The sequence below is a fragment of the Candidatus Kapaibacterium sp. genome (genome assembly GCA_023957315.1).
GTDB lineage: Bacteria > Bacteroidota > Ignavibacteria > Kapaibacteriales > UBA2268 > PGYU01.
On sequence record JAMLHE010000007.1, the window covers coordinates 104,950 to 129,431 of the forward strand.

Consider the following 24,482-nt stretch of genomic DNA (forward strand, 5'->3'; position numbering starts at 1 on the left):
GTAAGGTATTGAAATGATTTACAATCCCCAAAAATATATTATTCCCGATGAACCAATGGTTCCATTCATTGATAATGATGAAATCCAATCTTTTATCCGTGATACGAAATCCGATTTCGGGCAAGTTAAGAAAATAATCCAAAAGTCTCTTGACAAAAATCGCCTTTCGCTCCAAGAAACCGCAATTTTGCTCAATGCAAACGATGCTGAATCTATCGAGGCAATCAAAGAGGGCGCTAAAGAACTAAAGCGTAAAGTATATGGCGATAGAATCGTATTATTTGCACCTCTTTATATTGGCAACTACTGTTCAAATAATTGTTCCTATTGCGGATTTAAACACTCAAATAAAGAAATCATCCGCAAAACTTTGCTTCAGCAAGAGTTGGTCAAAGAGGTTCAGTCGCTCGAAAAGAACGGTCACAAGAGGCTTGTGCTGGCTTTCGGCGAGCACCAACTTTATACACCGGAATTTATTGCAAGTACCGTCAATACAGTTTACTCGGTAAAGCAAGATAATGGTGAAATCCGTAGAGTAAACATTAACGCTGCACCTCAAGACATTGACGGATTCAGAATTATTCGTGATTCTCATATAGGTACATACCAGATTTTCCAGGAAACATACCACAAGGAAACTTACAAAAAAGTCCATCTGTCAGGTATGAAACGTAACTACGAATGGCGATTGACAGCTATGGACAGAGCTCAAGAAGCCGGCATTGATGATGTGGGAATCGGTGCACTATTTGGTTTGTATGATTGGAAATACGAAGTGCTCGGGCTTGTGCGACATGTCAACCACTTGGAAGCAGTTTACAATGTTGGTCCACATACGATTTCATTTCCACGAATCCAATTAGCATCAGAGATGGATATTGATTTGTCCTACATAGTTTCTGATGATGAATTTACCCGGCTTGTAGCAATTTTAAGACTTGCAGTGCCATATACAGGAATGATTTTGACTGCAAGGGAATCCGCAGAAATTCGTGACCAAGTTCTGCAATTCGGTGTTTCACAAATTGATGGCGGCTCGAATATTGAATTGGGTGGATATAGCGAAGAAAATAAGCATTTGCAAAATATCAACAGAGAGCAATTCACTCTCAACGACAACCGCACACTTGCTGAAGTAATTCACGAATTACTCGAACACGGCTATATTCCGTCATTTTGTACTGCTTGTTATCGTATGGGTCGGACAGGGGAGCATTTTATGGAATTCTCGGTGCCCGGTTTTATCAAGAAATTATGCTCACCAAATGCGATTCTAACTCTTGCTGAATATCTCGAAGACTATGCAAGCCCCGAAACTAAAATTTTGGGCTATAACCTAATCGAAGATAAAATTCGCGAATTAGCTGTTGACACCAATGTCAGAACTTTGAAAGAAAAGCTCGATTTGGTCAAGCAAGGCAAAAGGGACATATATTTCTGATGATTAATTATGATGAAATTCTCGAGAAAGACGAGCTTGGCAGAGATGACATCCGTGAACTTTTAGCAATGAATCACGAAGATGCGAAGCTCTTGTTTAAAAAAGCTAATGAGGTAAAATCAAAATATGTTGACAAAAAAACATATTTTCGCGGACTTGTCGAATTATCGAATTATTGTGCCAAAAACTGCCTCTATTGTGGCATCAGAAAGGATAATCATGAATTAGTCCGATACATAGTTTCCGATGAAGATGTGCTGAAATCCGTTCGTTTCGCTTGGGAAAATAATTATGCTTCTGTGGTAATCCAATCCGGCGAGTTGCAATCTCCTGCCTTTACAAAGCGAATTTCCTCGCTCATCGCCCAAATAATGGAAATGACAAATGGAGAAATTGGAATTACTTTGTCATTGGGCGAGCAAACTTTGGATATTTATAAAGAGTGGCACGAATTGGGTGCTCGGAGATATTTGCTCAGAATAGAATCATCAAATCGTGAACTTTATGCAAAACTCCACCCAAACGATGAATTGCACGATTACGATAAGCGTTTGCAAGCCTTGAGAGATTTGCGTCAGGCAGGATTCCAAGTTGGTACGGGAGTTATGATTGGTGTGCCATTCCAAATTTTGGAGCATTTAGTTGACGATATTATTTTTATGCGAGATTTCGATATTGATATGTGCGGAATGGGTCCCTATATCGAACATCGAAGTACACCGCTATTTCAATTCAGCGGTACTCTTTTGCCCTTAGAAGAGCGTTTTTTCTTGACTTTGAAAATGATTGCCGTTCTCCGAATTATCATGAAGGACATCAATATTGCTGCTTCAACAGCTATGCAAGCATCTGATAAATTAGGCAGGGAAAAGGCACTATATGCCGGTGCGAATATAATTATGCCCAATATTACTCCGGGTGTTTATCGCGATTTTTACAAACTATACGAAAACAAGCCTTGCACCGACGAGCAAGCCGAGGATTGCCTCAACTGTATCGAGGTGCGTGTAACTCTCGCAGGTGATAGCGTCGGTTGGGGAGAGCATGGCGATTCTCCCCATTTCAAAAATAGAATGCAAAACGATAATTAGCCAATTTGTCATGAATAAGTATTAATTTTGTTTTAAATTATTGAACATTTTGAAAAATTATGAAAACTGATATGAAAAAAATCTTGATTACAGGAGCTCTCGGACAAATCGGCTCCGAATTAACAGTTGCTTTACGAAAAAAATATGGTACCGAAAATGTCATAGCAAGTGACATCAGACATTCAGCAAGTAAAGTTGCCGAAGAAGGACCATTTTATTCGATTGATGTGACAAACCCCGAAACTATACGTCCCGTCATCATCAAACACGATATTGATACAATATTCCATATGGCGGCGATTTTATCCGCAACAGGTGAAAAAGACCCGCATTTGTGTTGGAATGTGAATATGAACGGTTCCATCAATATTTTAGATTTGGGTGTTAAATATGGAATGAAACGAATAATCATCCCAAGTTCTATCGCTGTATGGGGCAAGGGCGTTCCTCGCGAAAACACTCCTCAGGAAAGCGTCCTAAAGCCTACTTCTATGTATGGAATTACTAAAGTTGCAGGGGAATTACTTTGCGATTATTATGTCGCAAAGTACGGTCTTGATTGTCGCGGTTTGCGTTATCCGGGAATAATTTCCTCTGAGACATTGCCCGGTGGCGGAACTACCGATTATGCAGTCGAAATTTTCTACGAAGCCGTCAAGAAAAATTACTACAACTGTTTCCTTGCCGAAAACACTATTTTGCCTATGATGTATATGCCTGATTGTATCAAAGCGACAATTGATTTGGCTGAAGCAGATTTTGATAATTTGATTCATCACAGCGATTTCAACGTTGCTTCGATGAGTTTCGACCCAAAAACTTTAGCATCCGAAATCAAGAAACATTTGCCGGATTTCAAAATTGAATATAATCCCGATTCTCGCCAAAAAATCGCCGATTCGTGGCCCCAATCAATTGATGATACTTCTGCCCGCCAAGAATGGGGATGGACACCTGATTATGATTTGTCTTCGATGACTCGCGATATGATAAGCAATCTTATAGCCAAACATGAAAAAGGTCTTATCTGATTCAATTTATCATGACTTGAAATGTATTGATTTGGTGCATCATGTGAATTTCACAGATGCACCTTTTTTGTAGTTTGATTCGGAATAGCTATTTTAGCAAAATAAATTTGGACGCATGATAAATTTTCTGATAATATTATACTCGATTACTTATTTTTTCGATATTTTCCAACTCTTTGCAATTGGAGGAACAGGGATTTCAATCAATGACTTTCTGACTTTTTTCATTGTTGTTGCCTTTTTGGTCAGAGCGGTTTGGCATGGTGAAGAGTTCCAAATACCCAAGAATCCGGTTTTAATTTTTTTCCTGCTATTTTGTTTATCCACTTTCATTTCCGGTATAGGACCGCTTTTAAGGGGTAATCCGGATGAGATAACACAATTTTTCAAAACTACGGCTCATTTTCACCAAACGATTTTGTTCGCATACGTACTGTTTTTTATTCGTATTGATTCGACGGTAATATGGAAATTTGTCCGAATATGGCTCGTTCTATCTCTTGTAGTCAATATTTTTGGAGCCTACCAAATTGTTGCTCGTTTTTTCGATTTGCCACTTGCTTGGATAGATGTCAATAATATGTCAATGTTTGCCAGAGGGTTGCTCGGTACAGATGAAGACAGTTATGCTCAACTGAGCTTGCAATTCGGGAATTTTTTCCGTGCTACTTCGATATTTTCCGAACCATCTGCATTAGCAGGTTTTAATAATATTCTTCTGATTTTCATGCTGATTCCATACATACAAACAAAGAAATTCCTCTTCAAAAAACCTTTGATGAATTTTTTAGTTCTATTCTGGATTATTGTTTCACTAATTATCTCATTTTCACTAACGGGAATTTTAGGTGTTGTTTTTGTCATATTAACTGCTTTGATTTTTGAAAAGTACAGTAATCTTTCAAACTTTTTCAAATCTATGCTTTATTTCATTCCTGTAATTATCGCTGTCGAATTTGCGATACTTTCATACAATGATGAAGGAGTGATTTCACTAATTTGGGAGCGAGTTAGTAGCGTTTCGATGTTTCTTTTCGGTGGAAAATCGAATTTCATTGTTGGAGAATCATTTGGCGACAGGTTTACTAATATGGGAGATTATTTCACTATATGGATGCATTATCCGATTTTTGGGTATGGTTTTGGATGTGGATATTTGACATATTTTGCTCGTGATTGGGTTTTCAGTGACACTTCAATTATGCAAGTACTGTCTGAACTTGGTATCGTTGGTTTCATTGGTTTTTTCGGTATGTTTATTTCCCTTTTTGCCCAATCATTACAATTTAATTTGAAACATAGAAAATTTAAAGACATTGACCCGGAGCTTTTCAAATTACTACGTTTGGGATTGTATCTGTCTGTATATTATTTTATGTACAGTTACATCAGTGCCAACCAAATTATTCAGATTCACACTTATTTTTTGCTTCTTTTCATAATTGCACCTATTAATCAATATATTATTGACTATAAAGGGGATTATTTTAAATTTAGAGCAGTCAAAATGCCTTTGCGAGATAGATTTAGAATGAATTTAGAAAGTTATGTTGAACACGAAACTGCTAAAAAATCGAACAAAATCAGTTCTTAATTATTCTTTCAGGATTTCTGGATGCGAAATCTTTCCAATTTTTAACGGGCGAAGCATTCTGTTTCCATCTATATGCATGGCATAAGGCTACAGCTAAAGCATCTGTTGCATCAAAAAATTCATGTGTTTCCGAAATTTTCAATAAGCTCTTCACCATATACTCCACTTGCTGCTTTGATGCGTTCCCATTGCCTGTTACCGCTTTTTTAACTTCACGCGGCGAATATTCGGCAACCGGAATTTCTCGCAAAGTAGAAGCCAACATCGCAGCTGCACGAGCGTGAGAAAGCTTCATTAGCGATTGCACATTTTTGGAGAAAAAGACGGACTCAAGTGCAGATTCATCAGGTAGATGCCTTTCAATCACACTTGTGAGTCTCCCGAAAATTTCTTTCAATCGGAGCGGGAAATCCTCTTCTTTTTTCTTCGCTTTGATAACGCCATATTCGATTAAGATTATTTTCCCGGCTTCGACTTCAATTATGCCGTAACCGCAAATCACTGAACCTGGGTCAATGCCGAGAATTCTCATATTGCTCTTTATGATTCGATACTTATCGCACCGATTTTAATTAATCAATTTGCTCTGCAATCGAATCATCCATTTCCATATTATGATATATGTTTTGGACATCATCGTAGTCTTCGAAAGTATCCAAAAATTTTAAAACTTTCTTGGCATCTTCGACAGTTGTAATCTTTGTGTAATTTTGTGGCATATACTCCAATTTGCTTTCGCCTAACTCGAATCCTTTTTCATCAAAATATTTGAACACATTACCAAAATCAGTCATTTGGCAGATGATGCGTGATTCTTCAGCATCATATTCGATATCCTCAGCGCCGGATTCAAAGACAGATTCAAATAATTCATCTTCGCTTTTGCCCTGAGTTTTGATAGTTACGACACCTTTGCGGTCAAAACTCCATGCAACGGAATTAGTTTCGCCCATGTTGCCGCCCAATTTCCCGAACAATGAACGTACATCAGCAACAGTCCTTTTTTTATTGTCGGTAACAGTTTCAAGTATAACCGCAACACCGCAAGGAGCATAACCTTCGTATGTTAACTCTTCGTAATTTACACCCTCGATTTCACCTGTACCTTTTTTGATTGCACGAGAAATATTGTCGTTTGGCATATTAACGGCTTTTGCATTTTGTACTGCGAGTCTCAATCGGGGATTAGCCCCGACATCACCGCCGCCTTCACGTGCCGAAACTGTGATTTCCTTTGCTAATCTTGTGAAAACCTTACCTCGCAGAGCGTCTTGTCTGCCTTTTCTATGCTTAATATTTGCCCACTTACTATGACCAGCCATAAATTTTCTTATAAATATTACAAAAATATTTTGTAAATATACAACAAAAATTCCAAAAGTTAACCACTTCGGGTATGCTAAATCACCCGAAGTGGTCAAATTTATTCAATATTCAAATCAAATTACTTCTTTGATTGATTTGATGATTATTTCAATGCCTTTGTCTATCTCAGCTCTCGATATATTCAGAGCCGGTCTGAAACGAATAGCATTAGAGCCCGATGGCAAAATAATCAAATTATTCTTAAAAGCTGCCTTGACAAAAGCATCTCGTTTGGCAACATCTGTAAAATCAATTGCTCTGAACAAGCCTCTGCCACGGTCATTATAAAGTAATTCATTGAATTCGGATTTCAACTCATGAAGTCGTTCGCCTAAATACAAGCCAACTTCTTTGGCATTCTCGACCAATTTTTCTTCTTCGATGATTTCGAGATATTTTGTAACTCTTACCATATCAACTAAATTTCCACCCCAAGTAGAATTTATCCTGCTTGATACTTTGAAAACATTTTCCGGTTCATCGTCAATTTTGTCGCCAACCAAGATACCGCATACTTGCATTTTCTTTCCAAACGCCATAATATCAGGTTCGACTCCCATTTGTTCATGAGCCCACATAGTGCCTGTCAATCCGACACCTGTTTGTACTTCGTCAAAAATCAATAGTGAATCGTTTTCGTGAGCAATATCTTTTAATTGTTGCAGAAATTCGTTTCTGAAGTGATTGTCCCCGCCTTCGCCTTGAATCGGCTCGATAAGAATTCCTGCAATATCGTCCGGATTGTCTTTGTATGCGTTTTTGATTGCTTCGATTGCAATTTTTTCCGCGTCAACTACTTTATCAAGATTCTCTTCAGTCAATGGAAAAGTAATTTTTGGATTCAAAACACGAGGCCATTGAAACTTCGGGAATAACTTCACTTTTTTGGGGTCTGTATTCGTAAGCGACATTGTATAGCCGGTTCGCCCATGGAATGCTTCATTAAAATGCAATATTTGAGTACCGCGTTCAGCGGTGTAGCCTTTACGGAAGTTACGTCTAATTTTGTAATCGAATGCAGCCTTTAGTGCATTTTCGACAGCCAAGCCGCCACCCTCGATAAAAAAACCATACTTGAAATGCTTTGGAACAGCAATTTCAAAAAATGTCTTCACAAATGTTGCCAATTCGGACGTGTAGATGTCTGAGTTTGACGGCTTGTTCAATGCCACTTTCCCGATGTATTCAACGAATCTCGGGTCAACCATTTTGGGATGATTCATACCAATAGGCATAGATGCATAGCAAGTGAACATATCAAGAAACGAATTGCCATGAATTGACTCTCTCAAGTCAGACCCTTGGCTCGAATACAAGTCTAAAATAAAATCAAATCCATCAGCAAGCATGTGTTTTTTTAGTTCTTTATTAACGTCAATTGCTTCGACATGATATTTAGATTTATAGCTTAATGATTCAACTAACATGATTACCTCCATGTTTGTGTTCAAAAAAAATAGATTAAAAAACTTTAATATGTATTAAGGAAATGGGGTTGTTTAGAAACAATAAGGAATTCGTCCGGAGACGATAATTTTGTGGAGCATAGAAGACATGACACCCAGACACGATAAAAAGGAATTACCGCGGATTGTACCGATGTAAAGATTTTTTATTCCTGCTTTGACCGTTCTGCTTCTCATATTACAAAATTACAAAAAAAAGTGATTGATTAATAATAAAAAAGCATATTATATAACAAAACTCTATTATATTAGTCTTTTATGAATAGCACAAATTCAAAAAAGTTTGAAAAATGAATAAAAATTTAAAAAAAGTGAAGAATTGTGAAAAAAAATTTAGAATTTGTTTAATTTTTTCGTAATTTTAATAAGTTTAATGAATACAATTAAGAATATAAATATTGAATTTTTGAAGTAATCAGGAGTGATACACTAATGACAATCAAGAACTTTTCGACCAAATCAAAGAAACATAATGTTGGAACACAACATATAGTTTTACTTTTGGCTATGTCAGCCGTCTTTTTCTATTTCAGTTTCTTTAATTTGGTGCCTCAAACTATAGCAGGTTTTGTTGTGCCGCTATTCGAACCTTCTATGGACCAGCAACAAAAAATCGGTTTTGTGAAGTTTGATGGACTTGTTTGGGGTACAACATCCAAAGAAAGAGAACTGCAAGCAATGGGTAAACCGGTAAATAGAGATTTAATCAATCGTGAATACATCTTTGATTTTACCTGGGATGCGAGAACCGAACAAGAACATGGTTATTCTAAGAAAGGCTCAGAATTTTACGCAAAGGCACCAGTACTTGGTGACAATGCCATCATACTTGAACCTTGGGTAGGATTTATCATCTTGGCATTGGTATTTGCCTTCGTGTTAGCCCTTTTAATTACTGTGTTTTTGCCGTCAAATATCGGATTTATGGCGGTGTTGCTCGACAGGCAAATTGACAATACAAAGGTCAAGTTACGTCTGCAAACAGGTTTCGCCGATGAAATCATTGATTTGCTTATCATGCCTGATGATAAACTTGCCGAAAAGGATATTTCCGAAGTCCGCTCTGCATTCAGGTTAGTTTGGGACAGAACTATGACTGAAGATATCGCTTCACCGTTCCAATCTGCACGATTCGACGATGTATTCGATAATGACACCGATATTGTGTTCTTCCGTAACGAAGCAATTTACACTCGTATCAAAGAATTCTTCTCAGATTTCGTTGTAATCGAAATTATTGACTTGAAAAATGGTTTATTGTGGAGACGTAACAGACTGCACCTCACTAAAGGTTTCAGACTATATATGTCTCATCACTTTACCGAAAAATATTCAAACCTTGTTACAGGTCTTGCTTACGGTGGTGCTGCGTTCCTTATCGTTGCTGTTGGTATTCGTGGTCTTAAATTTATCCCTGCAACTCGTCCTTCATTCATCCTCTTGGCGATTTCGCTTGAGTTCGTGATGCTTTCACTTCTTGCTGTTACATTGATGTACACAGAAGAAGAAGAACGTATGGATAAGATGTTGAAGAAAATGGAAGATGCAAACCGTAGCCAGCTCGAAGCTCTCAGAGGACAACAAGCAGACATTCACCAACTTTCGAATGCACTCGTTGGTCAAACTGCCGAAATTATCCGTACAAGAGTTGAAACTGCTATCGAAGATTACATGACTTCAGGCGACCAAATCCAAAAAGTTGTTGCCGAAGAAATTGCTAAGAAAATTATGTTCTCGCTTCGCGAAGAAAAACCTAAATCAGGTTATAAATCTTACGGCGGCGATTCAAGAAGTTAAAAATATTTAGTTTTTTCGCTAAAAACCATAAAATTTGAAAATTTTATGGTTTTTTTTTGCTTTGTTGTAAACAAATCGCCTTCTAATGTGTTATATATATATGAACATGAACAAATTTTGCAGCAGAATGAAAATATTTGTATTTATCACGTTTGGGTTTTTGATTTTATTCAATTCCCAAGCTAAAGCACATGAATTCGGATTGAATAATGGCGAACTTGATTGGTTCGACCGAAGCAAGACCTATATCAAGATTGAAACCACAGAAGATGGAGTTACGGCAATTTCTTTTGCAGAATTGATAAATTTGATGCCGGAGCTCTCGGGAGCAAGCATTAATCATATCCATATGACTCATCAAGGCAAACCCTACTCTCGGTATATCATTGACGATAATGGTATCATTGATAACAATTCCAAATTGATTTTCTACGGAAGACGCCCATTTGGCGATACAACTCATTGGGATTTTTATGCCTCACACGAGCCGTTCTTTTTATATATTGACGACACAAAAGAGCCGCAGTCCTATAATTTGACTGATGATGCCGCGCAAGTGACAGTAACTGAAAAGGCAGATTTCCGATTACATATCCAAAAGGAAACGATTTATTCATTAGGCTCAGATTTCGATAGATATTGGGCAGGTAACGAAGCATCTACAAGTGTCACTGCGGACTCTCGAACTATTATGGGAGAGGGTTGGTATTGGGCATTGCTGACTCCATCACCACAACGACCCCTTGCTTCTTTTAAAACCCAGATTGGCATATATGCTACGGGCGATGCTTCTGATGACATTCGTCTTTTTGCTCATTATCGTACAATTCAAGATACAATTAAAAATAATGTCCCAACTTTGTCATATTATGATTTGAGGTTGAATGTAAATGCCGAATTTAAAGATAGAGATTCACTTACAGGCTACAAAAGTGGTACATTGGTGGGGCAAATGAAAGGCAATCAGCTATCGTTTGGATTGAACGAAATTGCCTTCGAATATCACCAAGTGTATAATACAACAAATTCTCCTGTTGGATTGCAATACTTTATTCTCGAAGGTACATTAAAAACTTTAGCAGCGAAAGGGAAATCCGAATTTTTTGTAAAAAACCCTTCAACAGTTAGAGTTTCAGGTTATCATAGTAATGAAATTATTGCTCTTGATACCGCCGAGAAAACTATACGATTCGGCAAGAATCAAAAGCAAGGTTTTGTTTATGGCGGTGGTGCACAAATTAGCAAATTCACATCCTTAGTTTTGAATGATTCAAAATTTTATAATACTAAAAATGGTATTCATGTTTTATATCGCAAACCCGGCGATACAGAAGCAGTTTACTTGTTCGACCCTGCGTTTAGCTCTACACTTAACGGTGTACTCAGCCAATTACCAAACGGCACCGAACTTGTAGCAGTCGTAAACAGTCCAAATGAGTTGCAGGGAAATAGAGATGAATTTGCTAAACTCGGAGCTAAAAACGTCAAGAATATCAATGCAGGTGATATTTGGACGTTCGCCGTAGTCAAAGGCGAAGCAAATTCAGTCCAAGAGTTAAAACAAACTCAGAATGTTAATTTTTCCGGTTTTATCGAATCCAATAACGGTATCAGATACCAAGCCGATTTGAATGTCAATACTAACAGAAGCGTTAATATGCTTACTCACGATTTGAATTCAGTTCAAAACACTCAAATTAGGAAAATTACTTTCAAAAATCTTGCCAGTAGCGAAAGAAGCGCAAATGCTATCTATTTGACACATAAACTTTTTACACCGGAAGTAGAACGATTAGCTGAATTTCGCAAGCAAACTCAAGGATTTGAGATTGAAATAGTTGATATATTCGATGTCTATAATGAATTTAACTTCGGTAAACAATCTCCTTATGCGATTAAGAAATTCTTGAAACACGCTTATGATAATTGGCAATCGCCCCAAATTCGCTATTTAATGATAGCAGGTGATGCCACTTGGGACCCGCGCATGAATTATGTAGATGCTGTTAGCAAGATGTTTGTCCCGTCTTGGGGTAATCCTTCAAGCGATTGGTGGTATGGTTGCTTAGATGGTGAAGATGACTATGTACCAGAAATTCTCGTTGGTAGAGTGACTGCAAATTCTTTAACCGAAATGCGAGATTATGTGGACAAAGCCATTGTTTACGATACTATTCCACCCAATCGCTGGATGAAAAATGTATTGTTCCTAACCGGTGGTGATTCAGCCAATGAACGTCGCCAATTTTTCGAAAGAATATGGATTTATTATGAGGACAAAATTCTAAGCGATGGTTTTTGTGGTCACATTAATTACGTTAGAAAATTGGATGATGCGCCCAGTTCCGGGTTCCAAGGTGGCGAAATCAGAAATGAAATCAATAAGGGTGCATTTTGGACCATTTTCATCGGTCATGCTTCTGCACAAGTTTTTGATTTGGATGGTTGGGCTGCTTCCAATCTAAATAATAAGGATAGATACGGAATACTGACAACCATTTCCTGCAATTCAGGTGCTTTTTCTGAGCCAAGACTCATTTATAGCCGAAACGAACAGTACCTAATGCAAAAGGAAAAAGGCTTTGTTAGTGTATTAGGTTCAAGTACACTTGGTTTTGTTGACGAGCATAATAATATTTCACATAATATGTTGGGAATTCTATCTGATATTAATAAGCGAGAGCGTAATTTAGCCGAAATACTCCAGTTTGGTAAGAGTAAAATGGCGCCACAAGTATTAACCCAATTATGGACTCTCTACCAATTCACAATGCTTGGTGACCCGCTTATTCGTGTTAGACTTGGTACAGACCCCGATTTGTATCTTTTGAAATCGGACATCAGAATCAATTCCGAAATCAACCCAAATATTAGTGACAAAGAGGAAACTGTTTCTATTACAGGTTCACTCAACAATTATGGTATCAAAGCATTATCCAACTTTAAACTTTTACTCATCAGAACATTCAAAGGTGAAAGCGATACACTCTCTTTCCAATATACCGGATTGTGCTCCAGCGAAGAATTCTCCTTTGATTTGCCTGTGAAATCTATGAGTGGTACTCACACTATAACTTTAATTGCTGACCCCGACGATAGAACAAACGATATTGACCGCTCAAATAATCAAATCTCTTTTTCTGTCGAAGTGTTTGGCAATCAATTGTTGCCTGTCGAGCCACTTGCAATGTGGGATGTTAATTCCGATACTCCAAAATTCAGGTTTATCGAGCCATTGAATGGCACTTTCGATTATGAATTTCAAGTGGTAAACCCCGATAATGGTCATATTCTTGATTATTCCACTACCAAAGAGCAATCCGACAATATTATCATCAGCGAAACACATATTGATTATACTCCAAACACAAGCCTCACAACAGGCGCCTTGTATTTGTTGAAATCGAAACGTATCGAACAAAGTATAAATGATAATGGTTTCGTTATTTTACCCTTTGTAGCTTCCGATTTAAGCAGTAATAATCAAGCAAACTGGACTTTACCTTTCAATGATAAGCTTCAATTTGATGACCTCGAAAATTTAGCTGTCAAGAATAATCATATATCTATCAATGACAGTCTCATTCCTGTGAAAATTATAAGTGTCAAAGGTGTTGATGACCCTGAAAACAATCGTTTTTTCGAACCCTACTTAATGATGCAAGTTGGCGACAAAGTCACTGCAGATGGTCCTTACGAACTTGGTATCAGCGTAACAGTAATAAATAGTAAAACATTTCCTGATAATATAGTTCATCGAAGGTTCGACACTTGGGGATTGCATGTAAATAATTCCACTTGGCGGACTGATTCAACATCTTTTCGATTAGTTGAATTTCTTCGCGATTCTATTAGTGAAAATGATTTTGTTATGATTGGTTCAAGTCGCTCTGCATTTAGATTGCCCGTTTTTTACAAAGTGCATGAAGAAAATCCCGGCTACGGTTCGATTGATACATTACTTGCTGAATTTAAGAAGCTGGGTTCATTAATAGGCGATACACTCGACATAAATCTCGATAATATGGGTTACGATATATCATTTGCAATGCTTGGATGGCGGGGCGCAACGGTTGGCTCTATACCTGAAGGGATTAATATGTTTGGTGACAGCGTAATTGTCGAAGGGTTTATAACTAAATTTCAACACAACGGCAAAATGACCTCTCCAATTATCGGTCCGGCTCAGAAATGGAATAACATCAACTTTACCGGAAATTTAGAAAATACTACAGCTGATATTAATATCAAAGTATATGGGCTAACTAAGGAAAATGCTCCAACTTTGCTTATAAGTTCCGCTATGAAGCAAACTATTGATATATCATCTATCAATGCAAGTGAATACTCCCATATTTATTTTGAAACAGAATTTGTAGCTAAGGATATTTCCATACAACAAAACTTAAGTTCTGCTCAAACCAATTTAACTTCGGTTCTTGTTAATTATTTACCTACTGCCGAACTTGCTATTATTCAATCTGAAACCAAGCCGGATAAAGAACATTATGTTATTGGTGATGAAGCGAAATTGAATATTGCTGTCAGAAATCTGTCTTTCAGGGCATCAGCCGAAAATGTTGATACCGAAATTATTGTCAGGAAAGGTGGCAGCGAGACAATCACTTATGATTACAAGATTGAAAGTATCGGAGCAAACGAAAAAATTGTAACAAGCATGCTGATTGATACAAGGGATTTGGATAGTCTGAATACGATTTTCATCAATCTTGACAAAGATACAAAACTTAATGAACTATATAGTTTTAACAACTCTGCGACAACTTCTCTAAGTGTGGGTCCTGATACCGAAAAGCCACATGTAAGACTGAAGTTTGACGGTTTAGACTTCGTTGACGGGAATTACATTTCGCGACAACCGGTTGTGGAAGTGTTTCTTTACGATAATTCAAAATTAAGTTTTAACGACCCCGAATTAGTCTCTGTGAGATTGAACGGATTTTTGCATCCTTACCAACGCACTATTTGGCACGAATTCGAACCAATTTCCGATGGTACGGATTTGAAAGCAATTTTTAGATTTATGCCCGATACCTTGCAATATGCCGATGCCTCAATCATAGTCTATTTTTCAGACCTTGAGGGAAATGCGGACACACTCGAGCTTTCGGCAAAAGTTATGCTCAATAACACAAATATCGGAATCCCGAATGTTGTGCCCAATCCTGCTACAGAGCTTACTCAAATTGAATTTATGTATGCTGCACCCGAAGGAGGAGCCAATGGTGTGATTACTGTATTCGATTTGCATGGCAGAAACGTTCGTACGATTGAAAAATCATTAGCTGTTGGGCTTAATAAAATTCAATTTGATTTGCGTGATAATTACGGAAGCATTTTGCCGACAGGTGTGTACTTTTTTGTCGTAAATGCGGAAGGAAATTATTACCACGAGCCCCAAAGAGGGAAGCTTGTCATAGTTAGGTAATTTTCTTATCGAATTTGTTCTTATTTTCACTTGTTGAAATTTACAAATTATAAGAATTTATTTTTTCTATGACATCTCTCAGCAAAACTTGGCAATTAATCATTTTGTCGTCAATCACGGCAATCGTCTTATTTGCACATGCTTCATATTATTACCCATTTTTGTCGGATGACGCTCTGATTTCATTGCGTTATGCCGCAAGATTGATAGATGGTGAATTTTTGACATGGAATAATGGCGAATATGTCGAGGGCTACTCGAATTTGCTTTGGATTTTGATGAATGCTGCAATTGCGCTCTTCGGTATTGATTTGATTGTGACTGTGAGATTGCTGGGTTTTATTTGCGTTTTGCTCATTCCAGTGCTTTTTTACTACGACCGTATATTCAAACAAGGCAAAACGATTAACGATTTGTACTTAGGAGCGATTTTTTATTCATTTTCCGCCCCAATAGTCGTTTGGGCAATCGGTGGTCTTGAGCAGCCCTTATTGATGCTTTTATTCGCATTCAGTTTTTATTTGATTCCGAGATATTTTGCCGATTCCTCCAATCCTAAAAACATTCTCCTATTGGCAACGACATTTTCCCTGATGATTCTTACGCGTCCGGACACACCGCTATTTATAGTGGCTTTTGCCCTTGCTTTTATTTTGTATCGTTCGCCCTTGCAAAATGTGCAGAAAATCATTGCTCTTTTCAAAATTCTATCCTTTCCGATTGCTGCTTTCATCGGGCAATTAACTTTTAGAATGATATATTACAATGATTTGCTGCCAAATACTGCCTATGTCAAAATCACTCCTTCGGGCAATCACTTACTAAATGGGCTCGAATATGTTTTGGGGGCATTATTATTTATGCTGCCATTTTCCATTTTTGCATTCAAGCAACTTTTTTCATCCAAATGGAAATCAAACCCAAGTTATCTTTATATTCTGATTTTTCTCATGCTGTATTTTCCCTATTTGATTTTCATTGGGGGAGATATATTCCCTGCGTACCGGCATATGGGCGTCGTTGTTGTAGCATTTATCTGGCTCATATTGGATAGCAACCATCAAATTATGTCATTTTTATCAAGAATTGAGAGATTTTCCGGTAAAGCGATTAAGCCGGTCTTGATTTCATGTTTTGTGCTTTTGTTTATAGGATTGCAATTTGTAAATACGCCAAGCCGTCGAGCCAAACATGAGCGCTGGGAATGGATTGGCAAAGAACTCGGACTAACACTTAATAATTCATTTTCGGAGACTCAGCCCTTAGTCGCTGTCACAGCGGCGGGTTGCATACCATATTGGTCGGAATTGCCGGCATTGGATATGCTCGGTTTGAATGATAAGCATATTGCGAAAAATCGCCCGGTTGATGTTGGCGATGGTATGTTGGGGCACGAACTCGGCGATGCCGAATATGTTTTATCTCGCAAGCCTGATTTGATTATTTTCAACATTGGCACCTATCCCACTTTTAGAACAGGTCGTGAACTCGAGCAAATCGAAAAATTTCATGCTGAATATAAACCCATTTCTATCTATTTGCGAGAAAGTGACTTCCATTCAAAAGTTTACATTCGTTTGAATAGTTCTAAAGTGGGGATTCGCCGAAATGAGGATGGAATCACGATTCCCGGATATTTATTCGCAGATACTTTGCAAATTCGTACCGAATTGTTTGATTCAACCTTGCAATTGAAATTGGAACATCTCCAAAAAGCTTACCTAACATTGCCAAATTTGGAAGATGACTATTGGTTCGAGATTGATTCCAAATCTGACGAAGTTTTCGTTAGCATAATTCCTGATCCAATATCATCAAAAATCGAAATTTTGAATGTATCAGTTCAAGCAAATTACATCAAGTCAGTTACACTTCGGAAAATGAAAAGTAACTATTGACCGGACTTCTTTGTCGGTCGGGTATTGAAAACATAATCCCACAATGGACTCGACACTCCAAACCCTTCATTTGGTTCGGTATAGTGATGCCTCATGTGATGTTGCTTAATTTTCAACATAAATGAATTCCTAAATCCATTATGATGGATTGCATAGTGAAGAGTGTCATACGCTAGATAGCCCGCTAAAAAGCCCGAAAAGATTGCCGGCAAATGGACGCTGCCAAAAATGAATAGGAAAAGGAAATAAAACATAGTAGCAAGTGGCAATGAAATCGAAGGTGGCATCACAAGTCTGAATCTGTCTTGCGGATAATCATGATGTACGCCGTGAAACATCCAATGCAGCCGCTTACCCAATGCCGATTTCGGTTCGAAATGAAATACAAATCTATGCAACAAATATTCAGTCAGTGTCCATATAAACAAGCCTCCCAAGAACAAAGCAAATGACTCGAGAATGCCAAAATTGTAGGTAAAAATTGATTGATATTGGAAGAATAAAATGATGGGAATATATACTATCAGTGGCACTGTCCAATGTACTTTCGATAAAGCTTCGACGACTGGATTGCCGAACATTTTTACGGATTCTGTTTGATTAGAAACAAAATTTTTACCCATACCACTCTCAGAATTGTTAAGAATAAATTTTAATGTCGAAATTAAAAATATTCTATTTTAATCTCCAATAACTTCAATCACAACCAATGCCTTTTCAGTTCCGACCTGTTCTTTTTCGATTGCATTCACTGCCGTGACGACGCCTTCAATATCGGCGTAAAGAGTTGACTCCATTTTCATGGCTTCGATGATAAGAACAGGTGTGCCAACTTCGACCGAATCTCCCACATTTACAAGCACTTTGACAACGCTTCCCGGCATTGGAGCGTGAATTTCGCCGGTCCCTTTGTCCAAAGCGTCTGTGCCATGGCTAATATTATCTTCCGAAAGCTTTCGGAAAGTAAACTGCTTACCTTCAACGAACAGATACAAAAATTCATCATCATTCGCTACGAATACATCATATGATTTTTCGCTTGTAATTGCTTTGTAAGAGCTTTTCGATGTTTGCTTAAGCGTAACGTCGAATTTTACTTTGTTTATGTCGTACGAGCCATTATCATCGTAAACACGATAGTTTTGATTGTTATAACTCAAAATCATAATGACCTCGCCGCATACTTTGAACATATTTCCCAAGTTCCCATTTCGAGCCAAGGATTTGATTTGCTGTAATCGTGAGTAATTTGACTTGTCTCAGTATCCTGAAGATATTGATTTGCCGTTGCGAGAGCCAAATTCAACAATTCAACTTGTCTGTAATTTTTCAATTTATCATAATGTGTATCAATGAAACTCGTGAATGTTTCTCCGGATTTGAATTCATCTGTCTCAAGACAAGCAATCATAAAATTAATGGAAGTTTTCACGCCCAATATCACATTGCTTTTCAATGCTTCAATCATTTTCAATCTTGCAGATTCCCTATCATTGGCATGGACAATGAGTTTGGCAAGAATCGGGTCGTAGTAAATTGTCACATTTGAATCAGTTTCAATGCCCGAATCATACCTCACTCCCTTGCCAACAGGTACTTTTAGCATCAATATCTTCCCCGATGACGGCAAAAAGTCATTGTCTCCATCTTCAGCGTAAATTCTACATTCAATCGCGTGACCGCTTTGCTTCAAATCATTCTGCTCAAAAGGTAATGGCAAATCATTCGCTATGTCAATTTGCAATTTAACGAGGTCTATTCCGGTAGTTTCTTCGGTAATCGGGTGCTCAACTTGGATTCGGGCATTTACTTCGAGAAAGTAAAAATTGCCCGAATTATCGAAGAGAAATTCCACAGTGCCGAGATTATTATAATTTGCCACTTGGCAAACTTTTTTGGCTACTTCGCCCATTTTTTCTCGTAAATCATTTGTCAAAGCTGTGGATGGCGTTTCTTCGATTATTTTTTGATGGCGACGTTGGATTGAACATTCTCGCTCGAAAAGGTGGACAATATTGCCGTGTTGGTCTGCAGCAATCTGAAATTCGATATGGCGAGGGTTTTCGACATATTTTTCGATAAACACTTCGTCGCTTCCAAATGCCGACATAGATTCCCGGCGAGCGGATTCAATCGCAGAAAGCAAGTCACTACTCGCACGAACAACACGCATACCTTTGCCACCACCACCTGCAGCAGCTTTGATTAAAATGGGATAGCCGATTCCGTCCGCTAATTCAGCAATTTCCTTGTCAGCTAATTTATCAATGAATGTGCCCGGAACAACGGGGATACCATGCTCAATCATCAAAGTTCGCGAGCTTGTTTTAGAGCCCATCAATTCCATTGATTCAGCACTCGGACCAATGAAAATCAGCCCGCTTTGGCGTACTTTTCGGTTGAATTCGTGATTTTCGGACAAAAATCCATATCCGGGATGAATTGCATCGCAACCGCTTTCGAGAGCTGCTCGGATAACTTTATCCATATCAAGGTAAGATTTTTTAGCTTCTGATTCGCCGATATGATATGCGTAGTCTGCACTTTTGACGTGAAGTGCATCTTTATCGGCATCAGAATAAATCGCGACAGTTTCAATTCCCATAGCTTTGCAGCTTCTGATGATTCTGCAAGCGATTTCGCTTCGATTTGCAATTAATACTTTTTTTAACAATTTATCATTTCCTTGAATTTTGTTCCTACATCCTGAAAACACCGAATTTAGCATCGTCAATTGTTTTGTTCAATGCCATTGAAATGCCGAGCCCAAGCACCTGCCGAATATCAATCGGGTCAATTATCCCGTCGTCCCAAAGCCTTGCCGAGCTGTAATAGGGCGACGCTTCCAACTCATATTGGTCGAGTATCGGCTGCTTGATTGCATCAATATCTTCTTGAGTGAGCTTTTTTCCGGCTTTTTGCAATTGATTAACTTTGACCGATGCCAATACGCTCGCAGCCTGCTCTCCACCCATTACCGAGATTCTGCTGTGAGGAGTCATGTACAGCAGGTTTGGATTATATCCTCTGCCGCACATTGCATAATTTCCTGCACCATATGAACCACCGACAATCATTGTAAACTTGGGAACTTGCGCATTTGCTACTGCATGAACCATTTTTGCGCCATCGCGAGCAATACCGCCATGTTCGTATTTTTTCCCGACTATAAATCCCGTTATATTTTGCAAAAAGACAAGTGGAATTTTCCGCATCGAGCAAAGCTCTATGAAATGCGCTCCTTTCAATGATGATTCCGAGAACAAGACGCCGTTATTTGCAACAATTCCCACGGGATAGCCCTTAATCCGAGCAAATCCGGTGATTAGAGTTTTGCCATATTCCGCTTTGAATTCCTGAAAGCGGCTGCCATCAACGATTCTGGCGATTATTTCATACATGTTAAAAGTCTTTTTCAGCGAATCAGGAATCAACCCATATAGTTCTTGCGGGTCGTAGTAAGGCTCTTCGGGCGCAATTCTGCCAATATCAAATTTGCTCGAATGTCCCAGATTTTCGACTATATTGCGAACAATTGATAGTGCATGTTCATCATTCAGCGCCAAATGGTCTGCTACACCGGATATTTTCGTGTGGACGTCTGCTCCGCCCAACTCTTCATCTGTAACTTCTTCGCCTGTTGCAGCCTTGACTAATGGCGGTCCGCCAATGAAAATAGTCCCTTGATTTTTGACTATTATTGTTTCGTCGCTCATCGCCGGAACATACGCTCCACCGGCTGTACAAGAGCCCATTACACAAGCTATTTGGGGAATTCCGAGAGCCGACATTTGAGCTTGATTGAAAAAAATATTCCCAAAATGTTCTTTATCGGCAAAAGTTTCTGATTGAAATGGCAAAAAGATTCCGCCTGAATCTACGAGATAAATGCACGGGAGGCGATTTTCGAGCGCTACGCGTTGGGCGCGAATATGCTTTTTAATTGTCATCGGGAAGTAAGTCCCACCCTTGACAGTGGCGTCATTGGCGACTATCATGCACTCTCTGCCGCGTATAATCCCGATACCTGTTATCACACCGGCTGAAGGTGCGTCTCCATCGTACATATCCCAAGCTGCGAATGCGTTTAATTCCAAAAATGGGGTGTTTTCATCGCATAAATATTTAATCCTATCGCGGGCTAATAGCTTATTTCGATTGATGTGCCTTTCTCGAGAGCTTTCCGGTCCACCAAGTTTCACGCGTTGGAGATTTGCTCTCAATTCATCAACCAAACGAATTGAATTCTCGTAATAGCTGATATATTCGGAAGAGTGCGTGTTCAGTTTTGATTTTATTCGTTGCATTTCAGTGTCGTTTTGATTGAAAAATAGCACTCTTATTTTTTGCTATAACTATCTTCATGAGGAATAAATTCGAATTTCAAAATTTTGATTTCCACATCTTTGCCTTTTTCAGGTTCGTTGAATTCGCCCAAACAGACAGTAAAGATAAACTTATTTGAAGGAAATGTTTTTGAAAAACTTATATCGAGAAAGTCATTTCCTGTGCCATCGCTTGTTTTGGTCGAATATTTAGCCAATTGCTCATCTTTCGTTGTGCCAGAATAGCTTTCAAAAACTAATTCATCGGGTAAAACCTTGATTTCATGCGTAGTCACAGATTTTGACTGACTATATTGATTTCCCGAATTATACTCTTCAGCATATTTTTTATCAGTTGCATATAAAATATAAGAAAGTGGATTAGGATTGTTTTCCTCGCCGTAGAAACTGTAGCGAAGCCCGGCTTGGGTCATACCTTCAAAAATATCTTCAGTAACATTAATAGCGGAAGCCATGAAACTGACGTTTCTATCAAAATCAGTAAAATCCGTTTCGATTTGAATTTTGAATGTACCGAAACCGAATTTCTCTTGTGTAATCAACTCCGCGCCGTGCCAAATTGCATCCATCGAAGTGAGCTTCAGCACCAAATGCCCTTCATCGTCAATTCTCACATTTGATTTATCCGTCAGGCAGAAATAGCGGCTATCTGCTATATTATCGGTTGATTTGATTTGCCAATTGTAGCCACTGAAGCTGATTCCGTCAGGTGCAAGAACGCCATCAGTTTCCGGGACCTCTTTTTCGTCCGAGCATCCCCAAAATGTTAAAACCGTAATAATTATAATCGCCAGAAAATTTTTCATGTCAACACTCCGAAATCATTTATAAATACAATTCATTCTCAAATAGTTAATGAGAATTTAATATTTTTGCAATTATGAAAATAAGAATAAAATCATGAAAGAACAAATCTCAGAACTAACTTTGTCGGATATTATAGACGCAAAAAAATTAATTGTAGGGCATGTTACCCGAACTTCGATACTAAATTCAAGTTCTATTAATCGAATTACAGGTGCTGAAGTCTCTTTCAAATGCGAAAATTTCCAGAAAGTTGGAGCTTTCAAATTTCGTGGAGCTACCAATGCAGTGTTATCATTGAGCGAATCTGATGCTGCAAAAGGTGTCGCAACTCATTCGTCGGGCAATCATGCTCAGGCTTTGGCATTAGCTGCCGCGGGTCGAAATATCCCTGCTTATATTGTTATGCCGAATAATTCGCCGATTGTCAAATCGGACGCTGTTCGCGAATATGGTGGGAAAATAATTTTTTGCGAGCCGACCTTGCAAGCTCGCGAAGACACTCTAAATAAAGTGGTTGAAGAAACGGGCGCTGTATTCATTCATCCGTATAATAATTATAAAGTAATATGCGGTCAAGGCACTGCCACATTGGAGATTTTGGAGGATATGGGCGATATTGACTGCATAATTGCTCCAGTCGGAGGCGGTGGTTTGCTTAGTGGGACTTCATTGGCTGCGAAATCTATCGCTCCGAACATTAAAGTGTATGCAGCCGAACCCGAAGGTGCCGATGATGCTTATCGTTCTTTCAAATCCGGTGCTATTGTGCCGTCTGTTAATCCGATTACTATCGCTGATGGATTATTGACTTCACTCGGCTACAAGACTTTTGCCATCATCAGCAAATACACCGATGATATTTTTCGCGTTTCGGAAATTGCAATTATCGAGGCGATGAAGCTGATTTGGCAGAGAATGAAAATCATTGTTGAACCATCTTCTGCCGTAACCTTGGCAGCTATTTTGTCTAATCCGGAATTTTTCAAAGGAAAGAAAGTTGTTTGTATTTTGTCCGGCGGCAATGTTGATTTGGCAAAATTACCATTTTGATTTTAGATTCATTTTTGAAATGCAACAAATTCACTCATAAAACCGTTTTATACTTTTTAGTCATTTTCGAGAAAATCATTGTACCTTAAAAATTATAATTTAGATGAATTAAAGTCATGGTGTGTGGAGCAGGGCGTCGAGCAATATCGTGCTGCCCAAATTTTGAATGCTGTTTATGGGAACAATCTCGATGATTTTTCGCAAATTGAAACCTTACCGAAAGCCTTTAGAGAGAAGTTGAGTGAGACTTTCGAGATGTTTTCCATCAAAATCACAAAGGTGAGAAAATCCGTTGACGGGTCTGTGAAATTCCTTTTTGAACTCAATGATGGCAAGCATATCGAAGCCGTTTATATGCCTTGGTATGACGACGATTTCGATACAATGGAGCGCATTACTCTTTGCATTTCGTCAATGGCAGGTTGCCCGGTGGAATGTGCCTTCTGTGCTACGGGTACGCTTGGTTTGCTACGCAATCTCACTTCTGCCGAAATAATTGACCAAATTTTATTAGTCCAAAAGGAACTCGGATGCGAAATCACAAATATCGTATTCATGGGAATGGGTGAGCCACTGCTGAATTACAAAAATGTTGTTCATTCTTTGGAAATCATGACTGCCGAGTGGGGCTTGAATTTGTCGAGACGAAAAATCACTTTGTCAACTGTCGGCATCACTAATAGGATAAAGCAACTGCATAAAGAGATTCGCCCCGTAAAACTTGCTTTGTCATTGCATGCCACAACTGATGAAACACGCGGCAAGATTATCCCATTAGCAAAAAATCTTAAACTTAGCGAATTGCTTGCAGCGGTCGAAGAATATTATCGCGAAACAAAAATGCCCGTAACTTACGAATATATCCCATTTTTAGGATTTAATGATACTCCGGCTGATGCAAAGCGACTTGCAAAAATTTTGAAACGAGTGCCTTCAAGAGTGAACATCATACCTTTCAACGATATTTCATTCGCAATGCCTTCGGGATTTGGAAAAGAACTGAAACCAACTCCCAAAAATTTGATTCTGGAATTTGGTGATATAATCAGACAAAACGGTGGTCGCGTTACCATTCGTGACACTTTCGGGCAAGACATAGAAGCCGCTTGCGGACAATTAGCATTATCAGAATAATTAGAGATAAATT

Annotated in this window: 17 protein-coding genes; 9 read left to right on the forward strand and 8 right to left on the reverse strand. The window is 38.5% G+C overall.

Annotated elements, in window-relative coordinates; all coding sequences use genetic code 11:
• Positions 1 to 7: 7 nt before the first annotated feature.
• The 4 genes from hydG (at position 8) to M9949_09290 (ending at position 5,157) form a co-directional block, all read left to right on the forward strand.
• Positions 8 to 1,441 (forward strand): [FeFe] hydrogenase H-cluster radical SAM maturase HydG, encoded by a 1,434-nt coding sequence (hydG, locus tag M9949_09275; protein MCO5251596.1) that lies wholly within the window; start codon positions 8 to 10, stop codon positions 1,439 to 1,441.
• Entirely contained in the window at positions 1,441 to 2,532 is a 1,092-nt protein-coding gene (hydE, locus tag M9949_09280) for a [FeFe] hydrogenase H-cluster radical SAM maturase HydE (protein ID MCO5251597.1), read from the forward strand. The genes hydG and hydE overlap by 1 nt, the downstream gene beginning before the upstream one ends.
• Before the next feature lie 71 nt (positions 2,533 to 2,603).
• Complete coding sequence (locus M9949_09285; protein ID MCO5251598.1) at positions 2,604 to 3,563, forward strand: NAD-dependent epimerase/dehydratase family protein; 960 nt, start codon at positions 2,604 to 2,606, stop codon at positions 3,561 to 3,563.
• Between the two features lie 115 nt (positions 3,564 to 3,678).
• Positions 3,679 to 5,157, forward strand: a complete 1,479-nt coding sequence (locus M9949_09290; protein MCO5251599.1) for an O-antigen ligase family protein — start codon at positions 3,679 to 3,681, stop codon at positions 5,155 to 5,157.
• Here M9949_09290 and ruvC read toward each other — a convergent pair.
• The 3 genes from ruvC to lat all read right to left on the reverse strand — a co-directional run bounded on the left by ruvC (position 5,147) and on the right by lat (position 7,949).
• Positions 5,147 to 5,689 (reverse strand): crossover junction endodeoxyribonuclease RuvC, encoded by a 543-nt coding sequence (gene ruvC, locus M9949_09295; GenBank protein MCO5251600.1) that lies wholly within the window; start codon positions 5,687 to 5,689, stop codon positions 5,147 to 5,149. The two genes, M9949_09290 and ruvC, sit on opposite strands and share 11 nt — an antisense overlap.
• Before the next feature lie 40 nt (positions 5,690 to 5,729).
• Complete coding sequence (locus M9949_09300; GenBank protein ID MCO5251601.1) at positions 5,730 to 6,479, reverse strand: YebC/PmpR family DNA-binding transcriptional regulator; 750 nt, start codon at positions 6,477 to 6,479, stop codon at positions 5,730 to 5,732.
• Positions 6,480 to 6,596: 117 nt separating this feature from the next.
• Positions 6,597 to 7,949: an L-lysine 6-transaminase gene (gene lat, locus M9949_09305; GenBank protein MCO5251602.1), complete on the reverse strand. Its 1,353-nt coding sequence runs from the start codon at positions 7,947 to 7,949 to the stop codon at positions 6,597 to 6,599.
• Between the two features lie 471 nt (positions 7,950 to 8,420).
• Here lat and M9949_09310 point away from each other — a divergent pair, with 471 nt between their 5' ends.
• From M9949_09310 to M9949_09320, 3 genes are all read left to right on the forward strand, one after another.
• Positions 8,421 to 9,785, forward strand: coding sequence for a hypothetical protein (locus M9949_09310; protein MCO5251603.1), 1,365 nt, complete (start codon positions 8,421 to 8,423; stop codon positions 9,783 to 9,785).
• 127 nt (positions 9,786 to 9,912) lie between these two features.
• Entirely contained in the window at positions 9,913 to 15,234 is a 5,322-nt protein-coding gene (locus tag M9949_09315) for a C25 family cysteine peptidase (GenBank protein ID MCO5251604.1), read from the forward strand.
• Between the two features lie 68 nt (positions 15,235 to 15,302).
• Positions 15,303 to 17,132: a hypothetical protein gene (locus M9949_09320; protein ID MCO5251605.1), complete on the forward strand. Its 1,830-nt coding sequence runs from the start codon at positions 15,303 to 15,305 to the stop codon at positions 17,130 to 17,132.
• Here M9949_09320 and M9949_09325 read toward each other — a convergent pair.
• From M9949_09325 to M9949_09345, 5 genes are read right to left on the reverse strand one after another with little or no spacing between them, the layout of a single operon-like run.
• Positions 17,126 to 17,755: a sterol desaturase family protein gene (locus M9949_09325; protein ID MCO5251606.1), complete on the reverse strand. Its 630-nt coding sequence runs from the start codon at positions 17,753 to 17,755 to the stop codon at positions 17,126 to 17,128. The genes M9949_09320 and M9949_09325 overlap by 7 nt on opposite strands.
• Before the next feature lie 57 nt (positions 17,756 to 17,812).
• A complete protein-coding gene (locus tag M9949_09330) occupies positions 17,813 to 18,298 on the reverse strand; it encodes an acetyl-CoA carboxylase biotin carboxyl carrier protein subunit (protein ID MCO5251607.1) in 486 nt (161 codons plus the stop codon).
• Complete coding sequence (locus M9949_09335; protein MCO5251608.1) at positions 18,295 to 19,806, reverse strand: acetyl-CoA carboxylase biotin carboxylase subunit; 1,512 nt, start codon at positions 19,804 to 19,806, stop codon at positions 18,295 to 18,297. Before M9949_09335 ends, M9949_09330 begins: the two co-directional genes overlap by 4 nt.
• Before the next feature lie 25 nt (positions 19,807 to 19,831).
• On the reverse strand, positions 19,832 to 21,439 hold the full coding sequence (locus M9949_09340) for a methylcrotonoyl-CoA carboxylase (protein MCO5251609.1): 1,608 nt from the start codon (positions 21,437 to 21,439) through the stop codon (positions 19,832 to 19,834).
• A 32-nt stretch (positions 21,440 to 21,471) separates the two neighbouring features.
• Positions 21,472 to 22,284, reverse strand: coding sequence for a hypothetical protein (locus tag M9949_09345; GenBank protein MCO5251610.1), 813 nt, complete (start codon positions 22,282 to 22,284; stop codon positions 21,472 to 21,474).
• A 94-nt stretch (positions 22,285 to 22,378) separates the two neighbouring features.
• Here M9949_09345 and M9949_09350 point away from each other — a divergent pair, with 94 nt between their 5' ends.
• Positions 22,379 to 23,335 carry a pyridoxal-phosphate dependent enzyme gene (locus M9949_09350; protein MCO5251611.1) on the forward strand — a complete coding sequence of 319 codons (957 nt, stop codon included), beginning with the start codon at positions 22,379 to 22,381 and terminating at the stop codon, positions 23,333 to 23,335.
• A 78-nt stretch (positions 23,336 to 23,413) separates the two neighbouring features.
• Complete coding sequence (gene rlmN / locus M9949_09355; protein MCO5251612.1) at positions 23,414 to 24,469, forward strand: 23S rRNA (adenine(2503)-C(2))-methyltransferase RlmN; 1,056 nt, start codon at positions 23,414 to 23,416, stop codon at positions 24,467 to 24,469.
• Positions 24,470 to 24,482: the final 13 nt, after the last annotated feature.

Coding starts and splice junctions, on each gene's coding strand:
- ruvC (MCO5251600.1), bottom strand. CDS start 5,689: ATGAGAATTCTCGGCATTGACCCAGGTTCAGTGATTTGCGGTTACGGC.
- M9949_09310 (MCO5251603.1), top strand. CDS start 8,421: ATGACAATCAAGAACTTTTCGACCAAATCAAAGAAACATAATGTTGGA.
- M9949_09330 (MCO5251607.1), bottom strand. CDS start 18,298: ATGATTTTGAGTTATAACAATCAAAACTATCGTGTTTACGATGATAAT.
- M9949_09325 (MCO5251606.1), bottom strand. CDS start 17,755: ATGGGTAAAAATTTTGTTTCTAATCAAACAGAATCCGTAAAAATGTTC.
- M9949_09290 (MCO5251599.1), top strand. CDS start 3,679: ATGATAAATTTTCTGATAATATTATACTCGATTACTTATTTTTTCGAT.
- lat (MCO5251602.1), bottom strand. CDS start 7,949: ATGTTAGTTGAATCATTAAGCTATAAATCTAAATATCATGTCGAAGCA.
- hydE (MCO5251597.1), top strand. CDS start 1,441: ATGATTAATTATGATGAAATTCTCGAGAAAGACGAGCTTGGCAGAGAT.
- M9949_09285 (MCO5251598.1), top strand. CDS start 2,604: ATGAAAAAAATCTTGATTACAGGAGCTCTCGGACAAATCGGCTCCGAA.
- M9949_09300 (MCO5251601.1), bottom strand. CDS start 6,479: ATGGCTGGTCATAGTAAGTGGGCAAATATTAAGCATAGAAAAGGCAGA.
- M9949_09320 (MCO5251605.1), top strand. CDS start 15,303: ATGACATCTCTCAGCAAAACTTGGCAATTAATCATTTTGTCGTCAATC.
- M9949_09340 (MCO5251609.1), bottom strand. CDS start 21,439: ATGCAACGAATAAAATCAAAACTGAACACGCACTCTTCCGAATATATC.
- M9949_09350 (MCO5251611.1), top strand. CDS start 22,379: ATGAAAGAACAAATCTCAGAACTAACTTTGTCGGATATTATAGACGCA.
- M9949_09315 (MCO5251604.1), top strand. CDS start 9,913: ATGAAAATATTTGTATTTATCACGTTTGGGTTTTTGATTTTATTCAAT.
- M9949_09345 (MCO5251610.1), bottom strand. CDS start 22,284: ATGAAAAATTTTCTGGCGATTATAATTATTACGGTTTTAACATTTTGG.